Genomic DNA, 20,168 nt, shown 5'->3' with positions numbered 1-20,168 from the left:
CGCGCTCGCGCACGTCTGACCCCGCCGTCGATCCCCCTGGGAAGCCGCCACCGTGTTCACCACCCTGCAGGACCGTCTCGCCGCGACCTTCAAGGGCCTGCGCGGCAAGGGCCGGCTGAGCGAGGCCGACATCGAGGCCACGACCCGGGAGATCCGGACCGCGCTGCTCGAGGCCGACGTCGCCCTGCCGGTCGTGCGGGAGTTCATCGCGGCGGTCCGCGAGCGGGCCCGCGGCGCCGAGGTCTCGCAGGCGCTCAACCCGGTGCAGCAGATCATCAAGATCGTCAACGAGGAGCTCATCGGGATCCTCGGCGGCGAGACCCGCCGGCTGCGCTTCGCCAAGACCCCGCCGACCGTCATCCTGCTCGCCGGCCTCCAGGGCGCGGGCAAGACGACGCTCGCCGGCAAGCTCGCGCTCTGGCTCAAGGGCCAGGGCCACCAGCCGCTCCTCGTGGCGGCGGACCTGCAGCGCCCCAACGCGGTCAACCAGCTGCAGGTGGTGGGGGAGCGCGCCGGTGTCGTGGTCTTCGCGCCCGAGCCGGGTAACGGCGTCGGCGACCCGGTGGCCGTCGCGCGGGCGGCCATGGCGTACGCCCGCGACAAGCAGCACGACGTGGTCGTCGTCGACACCGCCGGCCGGCTCGGCATCGACGCCGAGCTCATGCAGCAGGCGGCGGACATCCGCGACGCGGTCTCGCCCGACGAGATCCTCTACGTCGTCGACGCGATGGTCGGCCAGGACGCCGTCACCACCGCCCAGGCCTTCCTCGACGGCGTCGGCTTCTCCGGCGTCGTGCTGACCAAGCTCGACGGCGACGCGCGCGGTGGCGCGGCCCTCTCGGTCGCCAAGGTGACCGGCCGGCAGGTGATGTTCGCGAGCAACGGCGAGGGGCTCGGCGACTTCGACGCCTTCCACCCCGACCGCATGGCCTCGCGCATCCTCGGCATGGGCGACATGCTCACGCTCATCGAGCAGGCCGAGCGGACGTTCGACCAGGCGCAGCAGGCCGAGATGGCCCGCAAGTTCAGCGAGGGCGAGGACTTCACCCTCGACGACTTCCTGCAGCAGATGCAGCAGCTGCGCAAGATGGGCTCGATGTCGAAGATCTTCGGCATGCTGCCCGGGATGGGCCAGTTCCGCGAGCAGATCGAGAACATCGACGAGCGCGACCTGGACCGCACCCAGGCGATGATCCAGTCGATGACGCCGACCGAGCGGCGCGACCCGAGGATCCTCAACGCCTCCCGGCGAGCGCGCATCGCGCGCGGCTCGGGGTCCTCGGTCTCGGCGGTGAACGACCTCGTCGAGCGCTTCGGCCAGGCCCAGCAGATGATGCGCTCGCTGCGCGGCGGGGGCGGCATGCCGATCCCGGGGATGCCGGGCTTCGGCAAGAAGTCCAAGGGCCGCCAGGCGCCCCAGCAGAAGAAGGCCAAGGGCGGCAAGGTCTCGGGCAACCCCGCGAAGCGCGCGCAGCAGGTGGCCGCGCAGCCGCAGCGCACGGGGGAGAGCCCGTTCGGGCCCGCCGCGGGCGCTCAGGGCAGCGCGCCGTTCGAGCTGCCGCCGGGCCTGCGCGACCTCCTCCCGCCCGGCGGCCGCTGACCCGCGGCTGCCTTCCCGTACGGCCGCCGCTGACCCTCCGTGCGGTCCCGCGGGCGCTCGTCCAGCGCCTCCCACCCTGCTCGTGATCATGCACGTCCTGGGGGGGCCGGGGCGGGCGTGACCTGCCCGGCTGGTGCCGGGGCCCCTGCGTCTGGCACAATCGCAGGCTGCACCGGTCCGTGCGCTGGCCCTCTCTCCGGCGTCCTGGACCCCCGCAAACCCCGAGCGCCGCAGGACCGGACCCCACCCGGCGAGCCGGCGCCCGACCGCGTCCGACGAGGAGAACCCAGCCCCGTGGCTGTCAAGATCAAGCTGATGCGCATGGGCAAGATCCGCGCGCCCTACTACCGCATCGTCGTGGCCGACGCCCGCACCAAGCGCGACGGCCGCTTCATCGAGGCGATCGGCAAGTACCACCCGACCGAGGAGCCCTCGCTCATCGAGGTCGACGGCGAGCGGGCGCAGTACTGGCTCGGCGTCGGCGCCCAGCCGACCGAGCCGGTCCAGGCGATCCTGTCCAAGACGGGCGACTGGCAGAAGTTCAAGGGCCTGCCCTACGAGGAGGGCACGCTCAAGGTCGCCGCCCCCAAGGCGGACAAGAAGGCCGCCTTCGACGCCGCCGCCCGCTCGGCCGGCGACGAGAAGTCCGCGCCCGCGACCACCCCGCGCGGCGGCGGCGCCAAGAAGGCCGACGAGGCCCCCCAGGCCGCCGACGTCGAGGTCGCACCCGAGCCCGCGGCCGCAGCCGACCAGCCCGCCGAGGCGTAGGTGCTCGAGGAGGCGCTCGAGCACCTCGTCCGCGGCATCGTCGACAACCCCGACGACGTCGCCGTCGTGCGCCGGGAGAACCGGCGCGGGCGGGTCCTCGAGGTGCGCGTGCACCCCGACGACCTCGGCAAGGTGATCGGCCGCAGCGGGCGCACGGCGTCCGCGCTGCGCACCGTGCTGGGCGCCCTCGCCGGGGGCCGCCCGGTCCGCGTCGACTTCCTCGACGTCGACGAGCGGCGCTGACGCAGCGGTGGTGCAGCTCGTCGTGGGGCGCATCGGCCCCGCGCACGGCATCCGCGGCGACGTCCTCGTCGAGCCGCGCACGGACGACCCCGGGACGCGCTTCGCGCCCGGGGTCGTCCTCGTGACCGACCCGGCCGAGCGCGGTCCCCTCGAGGTCGCCGACGCCCGCGACCACTCCGGACGCCTGCTCGTGCGCTTCGCCTCCGTCGCGGACCGCTCGGCGGCCGAGGCGCTGCGCGGGACCTGGCTGGTCGTTGACGTGCCCGACGACGAGCGGCCGGAGGACCCCGAGGAGTACTACGACCACCAGCTGGTCGGCCTGCGCGCCGTCTCGCCCCAGGGCGTCGACCTGGGCGAGGTGACCGACGTCGTGCACCTGCCCGCGCAGGACCTGCTCGCGGTGCAGACCCCGGGCGGGGAGCGGCTCGTGCCGTTCGTCGCGGCGATCGTCCCCGTCGTCGACCTCGACGGCGGGCGCGTGGTCGTGGACGCGCCGCCGGGGCTGCTCGACGACGGCGAGGGCGGGGCCTGAGCGTGCGGATCGACGTCGTCACGATCTTCCCCGACTACCTCGCGCCGCTCGGCCTCTCGCTCATCGGCCGCGCCCGCGAGCAGGGGATCCTCGACCTGCACGTCCACGACCTGCGCAGCTGGACCGACGACCGGCACCGCACGGTGGACGACACGCCGTACGGCGGTGGCGCCGGCATGCTCATGAAGCCCGAGCCGTGGGGCCGGGCGCTCGACGCCGTGCGCGCCGCCGGTCCCGAGGGGGTCCGCCCCACGCTCGTCGTGCCCACGCCCGCGGGGCCTCCGTTCTCCCAGCCGCGGGCGCGCGCGTACGCCGCCCGGCCCTGGCTGGTCTTCGCCTGCGGGCGCTACGAGGGCATCGACGCCCGCGTCGCCCTGGAGGCGGCCACGGCGTACGACGTCGAGGAGCTGTCGCTCGGCGACTACGTCCTCAACGGCGGCGAGGTCGCGGTGCTCGCGGTGGTCGAGGCCGTGGCGCGGCTGCTGCCGGGCGTCGTCGGCAACGCCGAGAGCCTCGTCGAGGAGTCGCACGAGACGGGCCTGCTCGAGGCCCCGGCCTACACCAAGCCGGCCGTCTGGCGCGGGCACGCCGTGCCCGACGTGCTGCTCAGCGGCCACCACGCCGCCGTCGCCCGGTGGCGCCGGGACGAGGCGCTGCGGCGCACCGCCGCGGTGCGCCCGGACCTGCTCGCCGCCCTGCCGGAGGGCGCGCTCGACGCCGCCGACCGCCAGGTGCTCCACGAGGCAGCGGAGCCCGGCGGCGCTTGACGGGTTCGCCGGAGCCCGCCGCCGTGTGCGACACTGGTCCGTCGCGCCACCAGCTCGACGGCCGCGCCCTGCCGCAGGGGGGCACGGACGGAGACGAGCGGCGCACCACCTGACCGATCCCGGGCCGGCTCCGGCTGCGCCCGCCCACCAGGGTGACCTGTGGCACCCGAGGAGAAGCTGTGCAGAAGCTCGACGCGCTCGACGCCGCCTCGCTGCGGTCCGACATCCCGGCGTTCGCCCCCGGGGACACCCTCAAGGTCCACGTCCGGGTCGTGGAGGGCAACCGCTCCCGCATCCAGGTCTTCCAGGGCGTCGTCATCCGCCGCCAGGGCGGTGGCGTCCGCGAGACCTTCACGATCCGCAAGGTGAGCTTCGGCACCGGCGTGGAGCGCACCTTCCCGGTGCACTCGCCGATCCTCGACAAGATCGAGGTCGTCACCCGTGGTGACGTCCGCCGCGCGAAGCTCTACTACCTGCGCGACCTGCGCGGCAAGGCCGCGAAGATCAAGGAGAAGCGCGACGCCTCGGGCGCTCCCGCTCGCTGACGCGCCACCGCGCCCCGGCCCAGCGGCCGGGGCGCGCTGCTCCGGCGGCTCCTGACCGACGCACGAGAGGCCCTGCTCGCATGAGCTCGTCCGACCCGCTCGAGGGCGGGGCTCCCGCCGCCGCGGAGGCGCCGCACGGGACCTCCGGGCCGGACGGCGCAGTCGCGGCCGGCGCGCAGGTGGCGCTCGACGAGCAGGCCGCCGAGGAGCACCCCCGGGGTGCCGTGCGCCGCTGGTGGCGCCGCCTGCCGGCGTGGGCGGAGCTCCCCGTCCTCGTCGTGGTCGCCCTGCTGCTGGCGATGCTCGTCAAGGCGCTCCTCGTGCAGGCCTTCTTCATCCCCTCCGGCTCGATGGAGGACACGCTGCGCGTCGGGGACCGCGTCCTCGTCGACAAGGTGTCCTACCGCTTCGGGTCCATCTCCCGCGGCGACGTCATCGTCTTCAACGGCGCCGACTCCTTCACTTCGGAGTCGCAGTTCCCCGACGAGGGCAACGTGCTGCAGCGCGCCGTGCGCGAGGTCGGCAGCTGGGTCGGCGTGGCCCCGCCCGACGAGCGCGACTTCATCAAGCGCGTCATCGGCCTCCCGGGCGACCACGTCCAGGCCGACGGGCACGGCGCGGTGCGCGTCAACGGTGTCGCGCTGAGCGAGTCGGCGTACCTCTTCCCGGGCGACGCGCCGTCGGACACCGCCTTCGACGTGACGGTCCCCGCCGGCAAGCTCTGGGTCATGGGCGATCACCGCAGCGAGTCCGCGGACTCCCGCGAGCACATGGGGGAGCCGGGCGGCGGGTTCGTGCCCGAGAGCGAGGTCATCGGCCGCGCGTTCGTCGTCGTGTGGCCGTTCGGCCACTGGCGCGGGCTCGGTGCGCCGGGCACCTTCTCCCAGCCCGGCATCGACGGGCGCGGCTAGGCGCCCGCCCCGCGCGTCCTGCCCTAGCCTGGTCCCGTGCCCGCCACGACCCCGACGCTGCGCTACGAGCGCCAGCTCTGGCGCTCGGGAGCCGGCCCGGTCGCGGCCGTCGACGAGGTGGGGCGCGGCGCCCTGGCGGGACCCGTCTCGGTCGGTGTCGTGGTCCTCGACGAGGACGCACGCACCGCGCCGCAGGGCCTGCGCGACAGCAAGCTGCTGACCCCGGAGGCGCGCACCGCGCTCGTGCCGCGGGTCCGCCGGTGGGTGCTCGACGGCGCCGTGGGCCACGCCTCCGCCGCCGAGATCGACGCGTGGGGCATCCTCACCGCCCTGCGGGTCGCCGCCACCCGGGCGTGCGCGCAGCTGCGGGTGCCGTTCTCCTGGGTCCTGCTCGACGGCAACTACGACTACCTCTCGCGGCCCTCGCTGTTCGAGGACGAGCTGCCGGCGTGGTCCTGGGACGTCCCGGTGCGCACCCTCGTCAAGGCCGACATGCGCTGCTCCTCGGTCGCGGCCGCGAGCGTGCTCGCGAAGACCGAGCGCGACGGGATGATGGTCGAGCTCGCCCGGGAGCACCCGGTCTACGCCTGGGAGCAGAACCGCGGCTACTCCGCCCCCGCGCACCTCGCGGCGCTGGCCGAGCACGGGCCGAGCCCGTTGCACCGGCAGTCGTGGCGGCTGCCCGGCGTGGGGGAGCGGGCGGACGCGCTGCTGCCCGGGACGGACCCGTACCCCGACGAGCTGGAGCAGCTCGACCTCGAGGCGCTGCCGCGCCAGCACGTACGCGGTGGCGGAGGCACGATGGAGGCCCACCCCGACCCCGTGCCGGCTGCCGCCGGTCCTCACGGGCGAGGGACACGAGAGCAGGAGCGGGTGTGAGCGCCGAGGACCTCGAGAAGTACGAGACCGAGATGGAGCTGCAGCTCTACCGGGAGTACCGCGACGTCGTCGGGCTCTTCTCCTACGTCGTCGAGACCGAGCGGCGCTTCTACCTCACCAACTCGGTGCAGCTGGAGCCGCGGACCACCGACGGCGGGGAGGTGTGGTTCGAGGTGCGCATGTCCGACGCGTGGGTCTGGGACATGTACCGCCCCGCCCGCTTCGTGAAGAACGTCCGCGTCGTCACCTTCAAGGACGTCAACGTCGAGGAGCTCGCCAAGAGCGAGCTGGAGCCCCCGCCGAGCACCTGAGCCGGCTGGGGCGCGTCGTCCACAGCGCGCAGCTGCGTCGCAGGTCGCCGTCCTCCACAGGGACGCCCGGGACCCGGTCACCGTGCTCCGCCGAGCGCCACGATCGGGCCCGGAGGTGGTCCGCGTGGCGGTGGCGAGCAGTGCGACCAGCAGCGGGAGTCCCGCTGGTGGGCTCCCGGGCGGGAGGGGCGGGGAGCCGCGCTCGGCGGCGGCCCTGGCACCGGGGCGGGGTGCGCGGAGTCCCGGCGACCGCTCGCGCGCCGGGCTGGGCCGCTACGGCGAGGACGTCGCCGCCCGGTTCCTCGTCGAGCGCGGCCTGGTCGTGCTCGAGCGCAACTGGCGCTGCGAGCTCGGGGAGATCGACATCGTCGCCCGCGAGGGCGCGACGCTCGTGGTCTGCGAGGTGAAGACCCGCCGGTCCGGGCGGCACGGCTCGCCGCAGGAGGCGGTCACCGGCCCGAAGCTCGCGCGGCTGCGCCGGCTGGCGGTGCGCTGGCTGCTCGAGCGCGGGGTGCACCCGGGGGAGGTGCGCATCGACGTGGTGGCGGTGACCCGCGGGCGCACCGGTGCGGCGTCGGTCGAGCACCTGCGGGGCGTGGCCTGATGCCGCTCGGGAGGACGACGGCGGTCGCGCTCGTCGGTGTCGAGGGCGCGCTGGTGGACGTCGAGGCGCACCTGGCGCCGGGCCTGCCCGCCTTCGTCCTCGTGGGGCTCCCCGACACCGCCCTGTCCGAGGCGCGCGACCGGGTGCGCGCGGCGGTCGCGAACTCCGGCGAGCGCTGGCCCGGCGTGCGGATCACCGTCGGCCTCGCCCCGGCCAGCCTGCCCAAGCGCGGCTCGGGCTTCGACCTCGCCATCGCCACGGCCGTCCTGCTGGCCGCCGGCGACCCGGACCGCACGGCCCTGGACCCCGCCCTGCTCGAGCGGACCGTGCTGCTCGCCGAGCTGGGCCTGGACGGCAGGCTGCACCCCGTGCGGGGCGTCCTCCCCGCCGTGGCGGCGGCCGCGCGCTCCGGCGTGACGCGCGTCGTCTGCGCCGAGGGCAACGCCGCGGAGGCCGCCCTGGTCCCCGGCGTGAGCGTGCGGGGGCTGCGCTCGCTGCGCCAGGTCACCGCGCTGCTGCGGCACGAGCCGCTGCCGGAGGAGCCGGACCCGCCCGTCCGCGCGGGGGGAGGGGAGCCGGCCCCGGCGGGACCGCCGCCCGACCTGGCCGACGTGCTCGGGCAGCACCAGGCGCGGCACGCCCTCGAGGTCGCCGCCGCGGGCGGCCACGCCCTGCACCTGACCGGACCGCCCGGCACCGGCAAGACCATGCTCGCGGAGCGCCTCCCCGGGCTGCTGCCCGAACTCTCGACCGAGCAGGCGCTGGAGGTCACGGCCCTGCACAGCCTCGCGGGCATCCTGGACCCCGACGTCCCGCTCGTGACCCGTCCTCCGTTCCAGGCCCCGCACCACAGCGCGTCGACCGCGGCCGTCGTCGGGGGAGGGAGCGGCGTGCCCCGGCCCGGAGCGGTGTCGCTGGCCCACCGCGGTGTGCTGTTCCTCGACGAGGCGCCGGAGTTCGCCGCTCCGGTGCTCGACGCCCTGCGCCAACCCCTCGAGTCCGGTCGCGTGGTCCTCGCCAGGGCCGCCGGCACCGCCCGCTACCCGGCGCGCTGCACGCTCGTCCTCGCCTCGAACCCCTGCCCCTGCGGCCTCGCGACCGGGCGCGCGCTGGAGTGCACCTGCTCCTCGCTGGCCCGGCGGCGCTACGCCGCCCGGCTGTCAGGGCCGCTGCTCGACCGGGTGGACCTGCGCGTCGACGTCGTGCCCCCGCTGGGCGCGCTGGACGTCGGGGAGAGCACGGCCGCCGTCGGAGCCCGGGTCACCGCCGCGCGCGAGCGCAGCGCCGGCCGGCTCGCCGGCACCCCCTGGCGCACGAACGCCGAGGTGCCCGGGCGCGAGCTGCGCGCGCGCTGGCGGGTGGCCGACGACCGGCTGGTGCGGTCGGCCGTGGAGTCGGGGGCGCTGAGCCTGCGCGGCGCCGACCGCGCCCTGCGCGTGTCGTGGACGCTCGCGGACCTCGCCGGGCGCGACCGGCCGAGCGGGGACGACGTCGCGCTGGCCCTCGCGCTCCGCCTCGCCGGCACCTCGGGGCGTGCCGCGTGAGCGGGCCGGGGACCAGCGGTCCGCCGGCTGTCTGGTCATCGTCAGGACGTCAGGCGCCGCCGGTCCCGTCCTCGGCCGCCGAGGCCGAGCGGCGGGCGCTCACCGCCCTCACCCGGCTCGTCGAGCCCCCCTGCCCGCCGCTGGTCCGGCTCGTGGAGGCGTGGGGCGCGTGCGAGGTGCTCGAGCGCATCGCCTCCGACGACCCCGCGGCCGCGCTGCCGCCGGACTCGAGCGGGGGAGCGGGGGCCCGCGAGCGCCGGGAGCGCTGGCGCCAGCGGCTCGGCCGGGTGGACGTCGACCGCGACCTCGCGCTGGCGGCGCGCAGCGGGGCCCGGCTGGTCGTGCCCGGGGACGGCGAGTGGCCAGCGGAGCTCGCCGACCTCGGGGACGACCGCCCCCTCGCGCTGTGGTGCCGCGGCGCGGCCCTCGACGCGCGTCCGGCACGCGTCGCGGTCGTCGGTGCGCGGGCGGCCACGCCGTACGGCGAGCACGTGGCGGGCACGCTCGCCGGCGGCCTCGCGCAGGCCGGGCGCTCGGTCGTGTCCGGAGGGGCCTTCGGCATCGACGCCGCCGCCCACCGCGGGGCGCTGCTCGCGGGCGGGACGACCTGCGCGGTCCTCGCCTGCGGGGTGGACGTCAGCTACCCGAAGGGCAACGAGGGCCTGCTGCGGCGGGTCGCGGAGCACGGCACCCTCGTGAGCGAGTACCCCCTGGGCACGGGGGTGACGAGGGGGCGGTTCCTCGACCGCAACCGGCTGCTCGCGGCCCTGGGCCAGGGGACCCTGCTCGTCGAGGCGGGGCTGCGCAGCGGCGCGCGGAGCACCGTCGGCCACGCCCGGCGGCTGCACCGCCCGGTCATGGTCGTGCCCGGCCCGGTGACGAGCCCGGCGTCCGCCGGGTGCCACGTGGAGCTGAGGCGCGGCGACGCGGTCCTCGTCACCTGCGTGGAGGAGGTGCTCGACGTGGTCGGCCAGCTGGGCGGGGATGCCGTGGCCGACCCCAGCGACCCGCACCTGCGCCGCACCGACGCCCTCGGGCCGGACGAGCTGCGGGTGTGGGAGGCGATGCCGCTGCGCGGCGTGCTCCGCGTCGACGAGCTGTGCGGTGCCGCGGGGCTCACGGCGCCCGAGGTGCTCGGGAGGCTCGGAGCGCTCGCCGCCCGCGGGCTCGTGCAGCCGGAGGGCGGGGGGTGGCGGCGGACGTGACGGGCGCGGGAGGCGGAGCTGGCCGACACGCCGCGCGCCGAGGTGGCGCGGTGCTTGACCGTCACGAGCGCCCGGGTGACCGTGTGCTGCGATGGCAGCGTCGACGGCACCTGCGCGGGCGGCCGGGAGTGCGGACCGCGAGGAGCCGCTCCCGCCCGAGCTGGCGCGTGCCCGGGTGGAGTTCACCGAGTTCCTCCGCCTCGAGCGCGGGCTGTCCGCGCACACCGTCCGGGCGTACTCGGCGGACGTCGCCGCGCTGCTGGAGCACGCCCGGCGCATGGGCCGCACCGAGCTCGACCGCGTCGACCTCGCCGTGCTGCGCAGCTGGCTGGCCCGTCAGCGCTCCTCCGGCTGCGCCCGCGCCACGCTGGCGCGACGGGCAGCGGCCGCCCGGGCCTTCACCGGCTGGGCGGCGCGCAGCGGGCGCACCGACGGCGACGCCGGGGCCCTGCTGGCGAGCCCGCGCGGGCGCCGCACGCTCCCGTCGGTGCTCGGGAAGGACGACGCGCGCTCCGTCCTGGAGGCCGCCGCGCAGGCCGCCGAGGGCGGCGAGCCCCTCGCGCTGCGCGACTGGGCGCTCGTGGAGCTGCTCTACGCCACCGGCATCCGCGTCTCGGAGCTCTGCGCCCTCGACACCGCGGACCTCGACCGGGGGCGCCGGCTGCTGCGCGTGGTGGGCAAGGGGGACAAGGAGCGCTCCGTCCCGGTCGGGCTGCCGGCCCTGGACGCGCTGGAGCAGTGGCTCGCCGTGGGCCGGCCCGCGCTGGCCGTCGCCGCGAGCGGGGACGCCGTGCTCCTCGGCCGCCGCGGTGGCCGGCTCGACGTCCGCACCGCCCGGCGCGTGGTGCACCGGATGCTGCTCGCGGTGCCCGGAGCACCCGACCTCGGGCCCCACGGGTTGCGCCATTCGGCGGCAACAGCGCTCCTGGAGGGGGGTGCTGACCTGCGCAGCGTCCAGGAACTGCTGGGCCACGCTAGTCTCGACACGACGCAGATCTACACCCACGTGTCCGTCGAGAGGCTGAAGGCCACCTATGAGCGAGCGCACCCACGGGCGTGAGCTCCGTCCTGCCGCGGGCGGGACGACCGTGGCAGGGGGAGCGGGGAGCCAGGTGGCGGGTGCCGACCACGGCGACGAGCAGGTGCCGGGCGCGGAGCGGGTCCTCGACGCCGCTGGCGGGCTGCTGCACAGCAGCGGCACCAGTCTGTCCGCCGCCGACGCGCCCACGCTGCTCGACACGACGGACGACGACGGCCACCGCGCCGACGCGCAGCTCGACGACGCCCAGCTCGACGGTGCCCAGCTCGGCGGTGCCCAGCTCGACGGTGACCTGGTGGAGGACGCGCACCCGGACGACGCGCACCCCGGTGACGCCGCCGTCGACGAGGTCCCGGACGGGCAACCCGCCGCCGACGAGCAGCCTGCCGCCGCGCCGGCAGCCGGACCGGTCCGCCAGCCCGTGGACGAGGCGCTCATGGCGCTGTGGGTGGAGTTCAAGGAGACCCGCGCGACGGCGCTGCGCGAGCGGCTGATCCTGCACTACTCCCCGCTGGTGAAGTACGTCGCGGGCCGCGTCGGCGTCGGGCTCCCGCCCAACATCGAGCAGGCCGACCTCGTCTCCTACGGCATCTTCGGCCTGATGGACGCGATCGAGAAGTTCGACCTCGAGCGCGGCTACAAGTTCGAGACCTACGCGATCAACCGCATCCGCGGCGCCATCATCGACGAGCTGCGGGCCATCGACTGGATCCCGCGCTCGGTCCGCTACAAGGCCCGCGAGGTCGAGAAGGCCTACGCGGCGCTCGAGGCCCGGCTGCACCGCTCGCCCACGGAGGCCGAGGTCGCCGGCGAGCTCGGGATCTCGCTCGAGGAGCTGCACCAGGTCTTCAGCCAGGTCTCCTTCGTCAACGTCGTCGCGCTCGACGAGCTCATCAGCGTCGGCGGGGAGAAGGGCGACAAGCTCAGCCTCGTCGACACCCTCGAGGACACGCGCGTCGAGGACCCGGTCGCCGCGTTCGAGGGCGAGGAGACCAAGCGGCTGCTCGCCGGCGCGATCAACCTGCTGCCCGAGCGGGAGAAGATCGTCGTCACCCTCTACTACTACGAGGGCCTGACGCTCGCCGAGATCGGACAGGTGCTCGGCGTCACCGAGAGCCGCATCTGCCAGATGCACACCAAGGCGGTCCTGCAGCTGCGCAGCCGGCTCTCCGAGGGCCAGGACTAGCGAGCAGCAGCTGCTCGACGACCGGGCCGCCGCACCCGGCCGGCCGGTCTGCGACCAGGGCACGGCGCGGCGCCGGCGCGACCGGGCCGAGGGTGACCGGACCCGTCTGCGGGAGCAGCCGGACGACCGGCTCGCCGAGCAGCGCCAGCGGGTCGAGGTACGCCGTCCCCCGCAGCAGCCCCCAGTGCAGGCACGCCCCCGGGGCGCAGTGGCTGCCCGCCGTGACGAGGGTGCCGATCACCTCGCCCGCGCGCACGGCCCGGCCCACCGCCACGACCGCGACGACCGGCTCGTACGTCGTGCGGAGCGCCCCGCTCGCCACGACGGCGACCGGCAGCCCGCCGACGCGCCCCGCGAAGCCGACCCGGCCGTCGCCGGCGGCGAGCACCTGCTCCCCGTCGCTCCCGGCGAGGTCGACGCCCCGGTGCCCCGCCGCCCAGGGCACGGGCGGTGGCGCGAAGCCGCGCACGACGACCAGCGGTCCGGCGAGGGGTGCGCGCCACCCCGGGAGCGCCCAGGCGGTGCGCGCGGGGAGGGCGCCCGGGACGGGCAGCAGGCCGGGGAGCAGCCCGAGCCCGGCGACGAGCAGCGCCCGCACGAGCGCCCGGTGCCGGGGCGCGGCGGCGAGTGGGGGGCGGGGGTCGGAGGACCGTGGCTGGAGCGGCACCCCGCCACCCTGGGCGCCGAGCCCGGAGGCGGCCACCGACGACCGCCGGGCTGGGGACGGGCGGGCCTCCGCGCGCGGGGCGGGGCTGTGGACGACGGGCGGCGCCGCGTACCCGCGGCAGCGGCTAGACTGGCCCTGCGACCCGTCCGCGGGTCGACTTCGCATGCCTGCAGCAGACCCGGAGCACCGCACCGGGTCCTGTGCTCCCGGCGGCGCTCCGACGGTCCCGGCCTCGTCCGGGTGGAGCGGCGCCCGCAGGCGTCAGGCGCGCCGGGCACCCGTCCGGGGCGGACAACCGCGGCGCCCGTCCGGGCGCCATGACCAGAGGAGCGCCGGCCATGGCCGTCGTCACCATGAAGCAGCTGCTCGACAGCGGCGTGCACTTCGGGCACCAGACCCGCCGCTGGAACCCGAAGATGAAGCGCTTCATCTTCACCGAGCGCAACGGCATCTACATCATCGACCTGCAGCAGTCGCTGTCCTACATCGACCGCGCGTTCGACTTCGTCAAGGAGACCGTCGCGCACGGCGGCTCGGTCCTCTTCATCGGGACCAAGAAGCAGGCCCAGGAGGCCATCGCCGAGCAGGCGACGCGCGTGGGCATGCCCTACGTCAACCACCGCTGGCTCGGCGGCATGCTGACCAACTTCTCGACCGTCCACAAGCGCCTCCAGCGCCTCAAGGAGCTCGAGCAGATCGACTTCGACGACGTGGCCGGCTCGGGCATGACGAAGAAGGAGCTCCTCGTCCTCCAGCGCGAGAAGGAGAAGCTCGAGAAGACCCTCGGCGGCATCCGCGACATGTCGCGCGTGCCGAGCGCGGTGTGGATCGTCGACACCAAGAAGGAGCACATCGCCGTCGGCGAGGCCCGCAAGCTGGGCATCCCGGTCGTCGCGATCCTCGACACCAACTGCGACCCCGACGAGGTCGACTACAAGATCCCCGGCAACGACGACGCGATCCGCTCCGTCACGCTGCTGACCCGCGTGCTGGCCGACGCGGTCGCCGAGGGCCTCGTGGCCCGCTCCGGCGCCCGCGGCGGCGAGCAGCCCGCCGGTGACGTCGCCGGCGGCGAGCCGCTCGCCGAGTGGGAGGAGCAGCTCCTCGCCGGCCAGGGCGGGGAGCAGGCCGAGGCCGCTGCGCCGGCCGAGGCCGCTCCCGCCGCCGGCGCCTGACCCTCCGGGGTCGCCCGACCGCCGCGCCCCTGCCCGGAGCCCCGAGCTCCGGGCAGGGCCGCGGGGGTCCACGCACTGCCGCCCCCCGGTGCGGGGGCACTACCCGTACCTCCCCCGACAGAGGAGCCAGAGCTATGGCCACGATCAGCGCTGCGGACGTCAAGCGGCTCCGCGAGCTCACCGGCGCCGGCATGATGGACTGCAAGAGGGCGCTCGAGGAGTCCGACGGCGACTTCGACAAGGCCGTCGAGGTCCTGCGCGTCAAGATGGGCGCGAAGGTCGACAAGAAGGCCGGTGAGCGCACCGCCGCCAACGGCATCGTCGCCGCCGCCGAGGGCGCGCTCGTCGAGCTGCGCTGCGAGACCGACTTCGTCGCCAAGAACGAGCAGTTCCAGCAGCTCGCCAGCGACATCGTCGCCCACGTCGCCAAGACCGGCGTCGCCGACGCCGAGAAGCTGCTCGCCGAGCAGCTCAGCGACGGCGAGGTCGTCGCCGACGCGCTGAAGTCCGCCTCCGCGGTCATCGGCGAGAAGATCGAGCTCGGCTCGGTCGCGTACTTCGACGGCAAGGTCGCCGCCTACATGCACCGCCGGAGCAGCGACCTGCCCCCGCAGGTCGGCGTGCTCGTCGAGTTCGAGGGCGACGACGCGGAGGCCGCGCGCGGCGCCGCCATGCAGATCGCGGCCATGCGCCCGCTCTACGTCACCCGCGACGAGGTCCCGGCCGACCAGGTCGAGAACGAGCGCCGCATCGCCGAGGCCACGGCCCGCGAGGAGGGCAAGCCCGAGGGCGCGCTCCCCAAGATCGTCGAGGGTCGCGTCAACGGCTTCTTCAAGGACGTCGTCCTGCTCGAGCAGGCCTCCGTCCAGGACAGCAAGAAGTCGGTCAAGGCGCTGCTCGACGAGCGCGGCGTGACCGTGAGCCGCTTCGTCCGCTTCGAGGTCGGCGCGTAGCCTCCTCCCTGGAGCACCTCCCTCCGGCTCCCCGGGCTGCTGCCCGCGGGGGCCGGAGGCGCGAGGAGCCGACCCAGCGACGGGACCCGCACCACGACCGAGCAGAGGAGATCATCCCGGTGACCGCAGCCGAGCTGGACGGGGCCGCTGGCCCGCGCTACCACCGTGTGCTCCTCAAGCTCTCCGGTGAGGTCTTCGGCGGCGGCGGCTTCGGCGTCGACCCCGACGTGGTGCACTCGATCGCCGCCCAGATCGCCGACGTCGTCCGCTCCGGCTCCCAGGTCGCGATCGTCGTCGGTGGCGGCAACTTCTTCCGCGGCGCCGAGCTGCAGCACCGCGGCATGGACCGCGCGCGCAGCGACTACATGGGCATGCTCGGCACGGTCATGAACTGCCTCGCCCTCCAGGACTTCCTGGAGAAGGAGGGCATCGACACCCGGGTGCAGACCGCCATCACGATGGGGCAGGTCGCGGAGCCGTACATCCCGCGCCGCGCGATCCGGCACCTCGAGAAGGGCCGCGTCGTGATCTTCGGCGCGGGCGCCGGCATGCCGTACTTCTCGACCGACACCGCCTCGGCCCAGCGCGCGCTGGAGATCGGCGCCCAGGTCCTGCTCATGGCGAAGGCGGTCGACGGCGTCTACGACGACGACCCCCGCACGAACCCCGACGCCAAGCGGTACGCGACGGTGAGCTACCAGGAGGTCCTGCACAAGGGGCTCAAGGTCGCCGACGCGACGGCGTTCAGCCTCTGCCAGGACAACCTGCTCCCGATCATCGTGTTCAACCTGCTCGAGCACGGCAACATCGCCCGTGTCGTGGAGGGTGAGAGGATCGGGACGCTGGTGTCGAACGCGGGCTGAGCCCGCCGGACCACCGCGGACGCAGGACAGCGCTAGACAGCGCAGGACAAGGGCACGACAAGGGCACGACCAGAGCAGGACTGAAGGGGCACGCCGTGATCGACGACACCCTCCTCGAGGCCGAGGAGAAGATGGGCAAGGCCATCGAGGTGGCGCGCGAGGACTTCGCGACCATCCGCACCGGCCGGGCCAACCCGGCGCTGTTCAACAAGATCGTGGTCGAGTACTACGGGTCGTACACCCCGGTCAACCAGCTCGCGTCCTTCCAGACGCCGGACCCGCGGCTCATCGTGCTCTCGCCGTTCGACAAGTCGTCGATGGCGGCGATCGAGCGGGCCATCCGCGACTCCGACCTGGGCGTCAACCCGTCCAACGACGGCAGCGTCATCCGGGTCCCGCTGCCCCCGCTGTCGGAGGAGCGCCGCCGCGAGTTCGTCAAGCTCGCGAAGACCAAGGCGGAGGACGCCCGCGTCTCCATCCGCTCGGTGCGCCGCCACGCGAAGGAGGCCCTCGACCGCCTCGCCAAGGACGGCGACGCCGGCGAGGACGAGGTGGCGCGCGCGGAGAAGCAGCTCGAGGCGCTGACCAAGAAGCACACCGACGCCGTCGACGACCTGCTCAAGCACAAGGAAACCGAGCTCCTCGAGGTCTGAGTGAGGGACGACCGCACGGGCCCGCCCGTCGACGCGCAGCCCGCCCCGTCCGCGACAGCGGCGCGGCCCGGGCGGCGCAGCCGTCCCCACCGGCTGGACGCCCCCGTGCCGGCGCTCCCCCCGCAGGGGGACCCCCGCCACCAGGCCCCGGGCACCTCAGCCGAGGGGGAGCCGCCCGTGCCGCCCACGGGTCCGCGCCGCTCCCGGCGCACCGCGCGGCGGGCCGGCCGCAACGTCCCGCAGTCGATCGCCGTCGGCGTGGCGCTCATCGCCGTCCTGCTGGCCTCGCTCTACGTCGAGCGGGCCGCCTTCGTGGGGCTCGCCGCCGTGGCGGTCCTCGTCGCGGTCTGGGAGATCGCCGGCGCGCTGCGCACCCGCGGCGTGCGCGTCCCGGTGCTGCCGCTGGGCACGGGGTCGGTCGCGATGCTCGTCACGGCGTACACCGCGGGGGCGGGGCCGCTGCTCGGCGTGCTGCTCGTGACGTGCGCCGCCGTCCTGGTCTGGCGCGCCGTCGACGGCCCGGAGGGGTTCGTCGCCGACGCGACGGCCGGGGTGTTCACCGCCGCGTACGTCCCGCTGCTCGCGTCCTTCGCCCTGCTGCTCCTGCGCGAGCACGACGGCCCGGACCGCATCGTCGCCTTCATCCTCGCCGTCGTCGGCAGCGACGTGGGCGGCTTCGTCACGGGCGTGCTGTGGGGCCGGCACCCGATGGTGCCGCGGATCAGCCCGCGCAAGTCCTGGGAGGGCTTCGCCGGCTCCCTCGTGCTCGGCACCGGCGTCGGCGCGGCGGTCGTGCCCTGGCTGCTCGACGGCCCGGCGTGGGGCGGCGCCCTGCTCGGGCTTGCCGCGGTGGTCACGGCGACCGCCGGCGACCTCGCGGAGTCCCTCATCAAGCGCGACCTCGGCGTCAAGGACATGGGCTCGGTCCTTCCCGGCCACGGCGGGGTCATGGACCGGCTCGACTCGCTGCTCCCCACCGCTCCGGTGGCCTACCTGGTGCTCTCCCATGTCCTCTCCCGCTGAGCCCGCCCCCTCCGCCCCCGAGCCCGGGGACCGGCCCCGCCTCGTCATGGCCGCCCCGCGGCGCGGGAAGCCGCCGCGGCACCTCTCCGATTTGACGCTCGAGCAGCGCCGCGAGGCCGTCGCCGAGCTGGGGCTGCCCGGCTTCCGCGCCAACCAGCTCTCCACGCACTGGTACTCCCGCCTCGTCGACGACCCGGCGGCGATGCCCGACCTGCCGGCCCCGGTGCGCGAGCAGCTCAGCGCCGCGCTGCTGCCGGACCTGCTCCACGCCGTACGCCGCTGGGAGACCGACGCGGGCGCCACCGTCAAGACGCTCTGGCGGCTGCACGACGGCGCGCTCGTCGAGAGCGTGCTCATGCGCTACGGCGCGCGCGCCGGCTCCGACCTGCCGGGCGCGGCGACCGCGCTGCAGGGCCTCGGCGACGAGGCGGACGACGACGGCCCCGCGCCGCGGCGCAGCCGCGTGACGATGTGCGTGAGCAGCCAGGCCGGCTGCGGCATGGCGTGCCCGTTCTGCGCCACGGGGCAGCAGGGCCTCACCCGCAACCTCTCGACGGCGGAGATCGTCGAGCAGGTCCTCGCCGGGGCCCGCAGCCTGGCGCGCGGCGAGGTCGCCGGCGGGCAGGGGCGGGTCAGCAACGTCGTCTTCATGGGCATGGGCGAGCCGCTGGCGAACTACTCCGCGGTCGTCGGCGCCGTCCGCCGCCTCACCCAGCCGGCCCCCGACGGGCTCGGCATGTCGCGGCGCGGCATCACCGTCTCGACCGTGGGGCTCGCCCCGGCGATCGACCGCCTCGCCGACGAGGGGCTGCCGGTGACGCTCGCCGTGAGCCTGCACGCGCCCGACGACGAGCTGCGCGACGAGCTCGTGCCCATCAACACCCGCTACAAGGTGGCCGAGGTGCTCGACTCGGCGTGGCGCTACGCCGCGCGGACCGGGCGACGCGTCAGCATCGAGTACGCGCTGATCCGTGACGTCAACGACCAGGCCTGGCGCGCGGACCTGCTCGGCCGGCTGCTCAAGGGACGCCTCGTGCACGTGAACCTCATCCCGCTCAACCCCACACCGGGGTCGAAGTGGACCGCCTCGCGCTCGCGCGACGAGCGGGCCTTCGTGCGCGCCCTGGAGGCGCACGGCGTGGCGGTGACGGTCCGCGACACCCGCGGTCGCGAGATCGAGGGGGCGTGCGGACAGCTCGCCGCGCTCGAGCCGGGTGACGCCGGCGGCAGCGCCGGGGCCGCCGCCGGCGCGCCGACGGGGAGGGCCTGACGATGGCGAGGCTGCACCGGGTGGGGCGGCTGCGCCGCGGCTACCGGCCGCGCCAGGTCGAGGCGGCGCTCGCCGCGGTGGAGCAGGCGCTCGCCGAGGGGCGTCCGCCGAGCGCCGGCGAGGTGCGCCGGCTCGGCTTCGACCTCGTGCGCCACGGCTACGACGTGGTGGCCGTCGACCGCGCGCTCGACCGCCTCGAGCTGCGCTGCCTCGAGCGCAGCATGGCCGGCAGCCCTCCGTGGCAGGTGAGCGACGAGCTGGCGCGCGACCTCGCGGACCTGCGCGTCCTGCTCGCCGGACCGCCCGGGGCACGCCTGCCGCGGGCCGGGCTGCTGCGCAAGGGCTACGCGCAGCACGACGTCGACGCGCTGCTCGACCGGCTGCTCGACGACCTGGAGACCGCCAGCCGCGCCCTCGGCAGCGGCGCGAGCGTCGTCGAGCCCGGCCTGCGGGTCGAGGAGGTCCGCCTTGCGGTCTTCGGCCGCCGTCGCCGCGGCTACGCCGAGCGCGGCGTCGACGAGGTCCTCGACCGCGCGGTCGACCTGCTGCTGCGCCGCGACCTGCTCTCGCTGCTGCTCGGCGCGCCGGTCCGCACCCCCGAGCCGCTCGCTGAGGCGGAGCCGAGCGCCGTCCTCGGGCACGACGGCTCCGCGCTCGGCCAGACGGGCTGACCCCTCAGAGCCCGCGCGAGCGCAACCTGCGGTCCACCGCGATCTCCAGCACGACCCGCTGCGGGTTCGGGCGCGGCTCCCGGTAGCGCGCCGCGTACGCCGCCTCCGCCGCTGCGACCTCCTCCGGCGCGTCGAGCACGCGCGCAGGGCCCTCGAGCGTGAGCCACCGCGCGCGGTCCACCTGGCAGACGGCGGCCCGCCCGCCAGCGGCGGCGTGGACCGCTTTGCGCGACTCGCCGGAGGTGATGACGCGCACGACGGTCCCCCCGTCGAGGCGGCGGACGGTGAAGCCGACGGGCACGACGTGCGGGGAGCCGTCGGGGCGCAGCGTGGTGAGCGTCGCGAGGTGGCGCTCGGTGCAGAAGGCGAGCTCGTCGTCGGAGAGCACCACCCCCAGCGCCTTCTCGTACGCGCGCGCGAGCGGCTCGCCCGCCCAGTAGCCCCAGCCCTCGAGCGCGCGCCAGCCGGACGCCTCGTACAGCGCGATGGCCTCCGGCTGCCGGGTGCCGGTCTCGAGGCGCAGCGCGCGCAGGCCTCGGGCCCGCGCCTCGTCCTCGACGGCGGCGAGCAGGGCCCGCGCGACGCCGGTGCGGCGGGCGGGCTCCGCGACGTACATCCGCTTGAGCTCGCCGACGCCGGGCTCGGGCAGGTCGCAGAGCGCGACCGTCCCCACCGGCACGCCCTCGCGCTCGGCGACGACCCAGGCGAGCGGGTGCACGTCGGGCCCCAGGTCGTCGTCCTCCGGGTAGCGCACCGCCA

Annotated in this window: 23 protein-coding genes and 1 pseudogene; 21 read left to right on the top strand and 3 right to left on the bottom strand. The window is 75.7% G+C overall.

Features of this window, described 5'->3' with window-relative positions:
- Nucleotides 1–52 precede the first annotated feature (52 nt).
- The 14 genes from ffh (at nucleotide 53) to whiG (ending at nucleotide 12,134) form a co-directional block, all read left to right on the top strand.
- Nucleotides 53–1,600 carry a signal recognition particle protein gene (ffh, locus tag EV189_RS11880; protein WP_130493184.1) on the top strand — a complete coding sequence of 516 codons (1,548 nt, stop codon included), beginning with the start codon at nucleotides 53–55 and terminating at the stop codon, nucleotides 1,598–1,600.
- A gap of 294 nt (nucleotides 1,601–1,894) precedes the next feature.
- Complete coding sequence (gene rpsP, locus EV189_RS11875) at nucleotides 1,895–2,368, top strand: 30S ribosomal protein S16 (RefSeq protein ID WP_130493183.1); 474 nt, start codon at nucleotides 1,895–1,897, stop codon at nucleotides 2,366–2,368.
- Entirely contained in the window at nucleotides 2,369–2,611 is a 243-nt protein-coding gene (locus tag EV189_RS11870; RefSeq protein ID WP_130493182.1) for an RNA-binding protein, read from the top strand. It abuts the gene before it with no gap.
- A 10-nt stretch (nucleotides 2,612–2,621) separates the two neighbouring features.
- Nucleotides 2,622–3,143, top strand: coding sequence for a ribosome maturation factor RimM (gene rimM / locus EV189_RS11865; RefSeq protein WP_130493181.1), 522 nt, complete (start codon nucleotides 2,622–2,624; stop codon nucleotides 3,141–3,143).
- Nucleotides 3,144–3,145: 2 nt separating this feature from the next.
- Nucleotides 3,146–3,910 (top strand): tRNA (guanosine(37)-N1)-methyltransferase TrmD, encoded by a 765-nt coding sequence (trmD, locus tag EV189_RS11860; RefSeq protein ID WP_130493180.1) that lies wholly within the window; start codon nucleotides 3,146–3,148, stop codon nucleotides 3,908–3,910.
- Nucleotides 3,911–4,089: 179 nt separating this feature from the next.
- Nucleotides 4,090–4,455: a 50S ribosomal protein L19 gene (gene rplS, locus EV189_RS11855; RefSeq protein ID WP_130493179.1), complete on the top strand. Its 366-nt coding sequence runs from the start codon at nucleotides 4,090–4,092 to the stop codon at nucleotides 4,453–4,455.
- Nucleotides 4,456–4,535: 80 nt separating this feature from the next.
- Complete coding sequence (lepB, locus tag EV189_RS11850) at nucleotides 4,536–5,366, top strand: signal peptidase I (RefSeq protein ID WP_130493178.1); 831 nt, start codon at nucleotides 4,536–4,538, stop codon at nucleotides 5,364–5,366.
- 36 nt (nucleotides 5,367–5,402) lie between these two features.
- Nucleotides 5,403–6,245, top strand: coding sequence for a ribonuclease HII (locus tag EV189_RS11845; RefSeq protein WP_130493177.1), 843 nt, complete (start codon nucleotides 5,403–5,405; stop codon nucleotides 6,243–6,245).
- Nucleotides 6,242–6,556 (top strand): DUF2469 domain-containing protein, encoded by a 315-nt coding sequence (locus EV189_RS11840; RefSeq protein ID WP_130493176.1) that lies wholly within the window; start codon nucleotides 6,242–6,244, stop codon nucleotides 6,554–6,556. The genes EV189_RS11845 and EV189_RS11840 overlap by 4 nt, the downstream gene beginning before the upstream one ends.
- Nucleotides 6,557–6,680: 124 nt before the next feature.
- The gene (locus EV189_RS11835; protein ID WP_231116323.1) at nucleotides 6,681–7,160 is read left to right on the top strand and encodes a YraN family protein; all 480 of its coding nucleotides are present in this window, start codon (nucleotides 6,681–6,683) and stop codon (nucleotides 7,158–7,160) included.
- Complete coding sequence (locus EV189_RS11830) at nucleotides 7,160–8,704, top strand: YifB family Mg chelatase-like AAA ATPase (protein ID WP_130493175.1); 1,545 nt, start codon at nucleotides 7,160–7,162, stop codon at nucleotides 8,702–8,704. Before EV189_RS11835 ends, EV189_RS11830 begins: the two co-directional genes overlap by 1 nt.
- On the top strand, nucleotides 8,701–9,909 hold the full coding sequence (dprA, locus tag EV189_RS11825; protein ID WP_231116322.1) for a DNA-processing protein DprA: 1,209 nt from the start codon (nucleotides 8,701–8,703) through the stop codon (nucleotides 9,907–9,909). Before EV189_RS11830 ends, dprA begins: the two co-directional genes overlap by 4 nt.
- 91 nt (nucleotides 9,910–10,000) lie before the next feature.
- Nucleotides 10,001–10,969 carry a tyrosine recombinase XerC gene (locus EV189_RS11820; RefSeq protein ID WP_130493174.1) on the top strand — a complete coding sequence of 323 codons (969 nt, stop codon included), beginning with the start codon at nucleotides 10,001–10,003 and terminating at the stop codon, nucleotides 10,967–10,969.
- Between the two features lie 274 nt (nucleotides 10,970–11,243).
- Nucleotides 11,244–12,134 carry an RNA polymerase sigma factor WhiG gene (gene whiG / locus EV189_RS11815; protein WP_407938141.1) on the top strand — a complete coding sequence of 297 codons (891 nt, stop codon included), beginning with the start codon at nucleotides 11,244–11,246 and terminating at the stop codon, nucleotides 12,132–12,134.
- Here whiG and EV189_RS11810 read toward each other — a convergent pair.
- Complete coding sequence (locus EV189_RS11810; RefSeq protein ID WP_231116320.1) at nucleotides 12,055–12,801, bottom strand: M23 family metallopeptidase; 747 nt, start codon at nucleotides 12,799–12,801, stop codon at nucleotides 12,055–12,057. The genes whiG and EV189_RS11810 overlap by 80 nt on opposite strands.
- A 338-nt stretch (nucleotides 12,802–13,139) precedes the next feature.
- Between EV189_RS11810 and rpsB the strand changes: the two genes are divergently transcribed.
- From rpsB to EV189_RS11775, 7 genes are all read left to right on the top strand, one after another.
- A complete protein-coding gene (gene rpsB / locus EV189_RS11805; protein WP_130493172.1) occupies nucleotides 13,140–13,976 on the top strand; it encodes a 30S ribosomal protein S2 in 837 nt (278 codons plus the stop codon).
- Between the two features lie 134 nt (nucleotides 13,977–14,110).
- Nucleotides 14,111–14,929: a translation elongation factor Ts gene (tsf, locus tag EV189_RS11800; protein ID WP_130493171.1), complete on the top strand. Its 819-nt coding sequence runs from the start codon at nucleotides 14,111–14,113 to the stop codon at nucleotides 14,927–14,929.
- A gap of 119 nt (nucleotides 14,930–15,048) precedes the next feature.
- A complete protein-coding gene (pyrH, locus tag EV189_RS11795; protein WP_231116319.1) occupies nucleotides 15,049–15,792 on the top strand; it encodes a UMP kinase in 744 nt (247 codons plus the stop codon).
- 95 nt (nucleotides 15,793–15,887) lie between these two features.
- On the top strand, nucleotides 15,888–16,445 hold the full coding sequence (gene frr / locus EV189_RS11790; protein ID WP_130493170.1) for a ribosome recycling factor: 558 nt from the start codon (nucleotides 15,888–15,890) through the stop codon (nucleotides 16,443–16,445).
- Nucleotides 16,446–16,622: 177 nt separating this feature from the next.
- Nucleotides 16,623–17,468 carry a phosphatidate cytidylyltransferase gene (locus tag EV189_RS11785; protein ID WP_231116318.1) on the top strand — a complete coding sequence of 282 codons (846 nt, stop codon included), beginning with the start codon at nucleotides 16,623–16,625 and terminating at the stop codon, nucleotides 17,466–17,468.
- A 46-nt stretch (nucleotides 17,469–17,514) separates the two neighbouring features.
- A complete protein-coding gene (gene rlmN, locus EV189_RS11780) occupies nucleotides 17,515–18,738 on the top strand; it encodes a 23S rRNA (adenine(2503)-C(2))-methyltransferase RlmN (RefSeq protein WP_407938140.1) in 1,224 nt (407 codons plus the stop codon).
- 2 nt (nucleotides 18,739–18,740) lie between these two features.
- The gene (locus EV189_RS11775; RefSeq protein ID WP_130493168.1) at nucleotides 18,741–19,409 is read left to right on the top strand and encodes a hypothetical protein; all 669 of its coding nucleotides are present in this window, start codon (nucleotides 18,741–18,743) and stop codon (nucleotides 19,407–19,409) included.
- A gap of 4 nt (nucleotides 19,410–19,413) precedes the next feature.
- Here EV189_RS11775 and EV189_RS21155 read toward each other — a convergent pair whose 3' ends face one another.
- On the bottom strand, nucleotides 19,414–19,806 hold the full coding sequence (locus EV189_RS21155; protein WP_231116425.1) for a TIGR03618 family F420-dependent PPOX class oxidoreductase: 393 nt from the start codon (nucleotides 19,804–19,806) through the stop codon (nucleotides 19,414–19,416).
- A gap of 63 nt (nucleotides 19,807–19,869) precedes the next feature.
- Nucleotides 19,870–20,127 (bottom strand): annotated as a pseudogene (locus tag EV189_RS21150) (GNAT family N-acetyltransferase); the annotation flags it as partial.
- Nucleotides 20,128–20,168: the final 41 nt, after the last annotated feature.

It is taken from the genome of Motilibacter rhizosphaerae (assembly GCF_004216915.1).
GTDB lineage: Bacteria > Actinomycetota > Actinomycetes > Motilibacterales > Motilibacteraceae > Motilibacter > Motilibacter rhizosphaerae.
Note: the sequence above shows the minus strand (reverse complement) of the source record. Positions and strands in the feature narration are given on the sequence as shown.

What these genes read in the sequence shown, in the direction of transcription:
- lepB (WP_130493178.1), top strand. Translation starts at nt 4,536, where the DNA reads ATGAGCTCGTCCGACCCGCTCGAGGGCGGGGCTCCCGCCGCCGCGGAG.
- EV189_RS11830 (WP_130493175.1), top strand. Translation starts at nt 7,160, where the DNA reads ATGCCGCTCGGGAGGACGACGGCGGTCGCGCTCGTCGGTGTCGAGGGC.
- EV189_RS11820 (WP_130493174.1), top strand. Translation starts at nt 10,001, where the DNA reads ATGGCAGCGTCGACGGCACCTGCGCGGGCGGCCGGGAGTGCGGACCGC.
- rpsB (WP_130493172.1), top strand. Translation starts at nt 13,140, where the DNA reads ATGGCCGTCGTCACCATGAAGCAGCTGCTCGACAGCGGCGTGCACTTC.
- tsf (WP_130493171.1), top strand. Translation starts at nt 14,111, where the DNA reads ATGGCCACGATCAGCGCTGCGGACGTCAAGCGGCTCCGCGAGCTCACC.
- rlmN (WP_407938140.1), top strand. Translation starts at nt 17,515, where the DNA reads ATGGCCGCCCCGCGGCGCGGGAAGCCGCCGCGGCACCTCTCCGATTTG.
- EV189_RS11775 (WP_130493168.1), top strand. Translation starts at nt 18,741, where the DNA reads ATGGCGAGGCTGCACCGGGTGGGGCGGCTGCGCCGCGGCTACCGGCCG.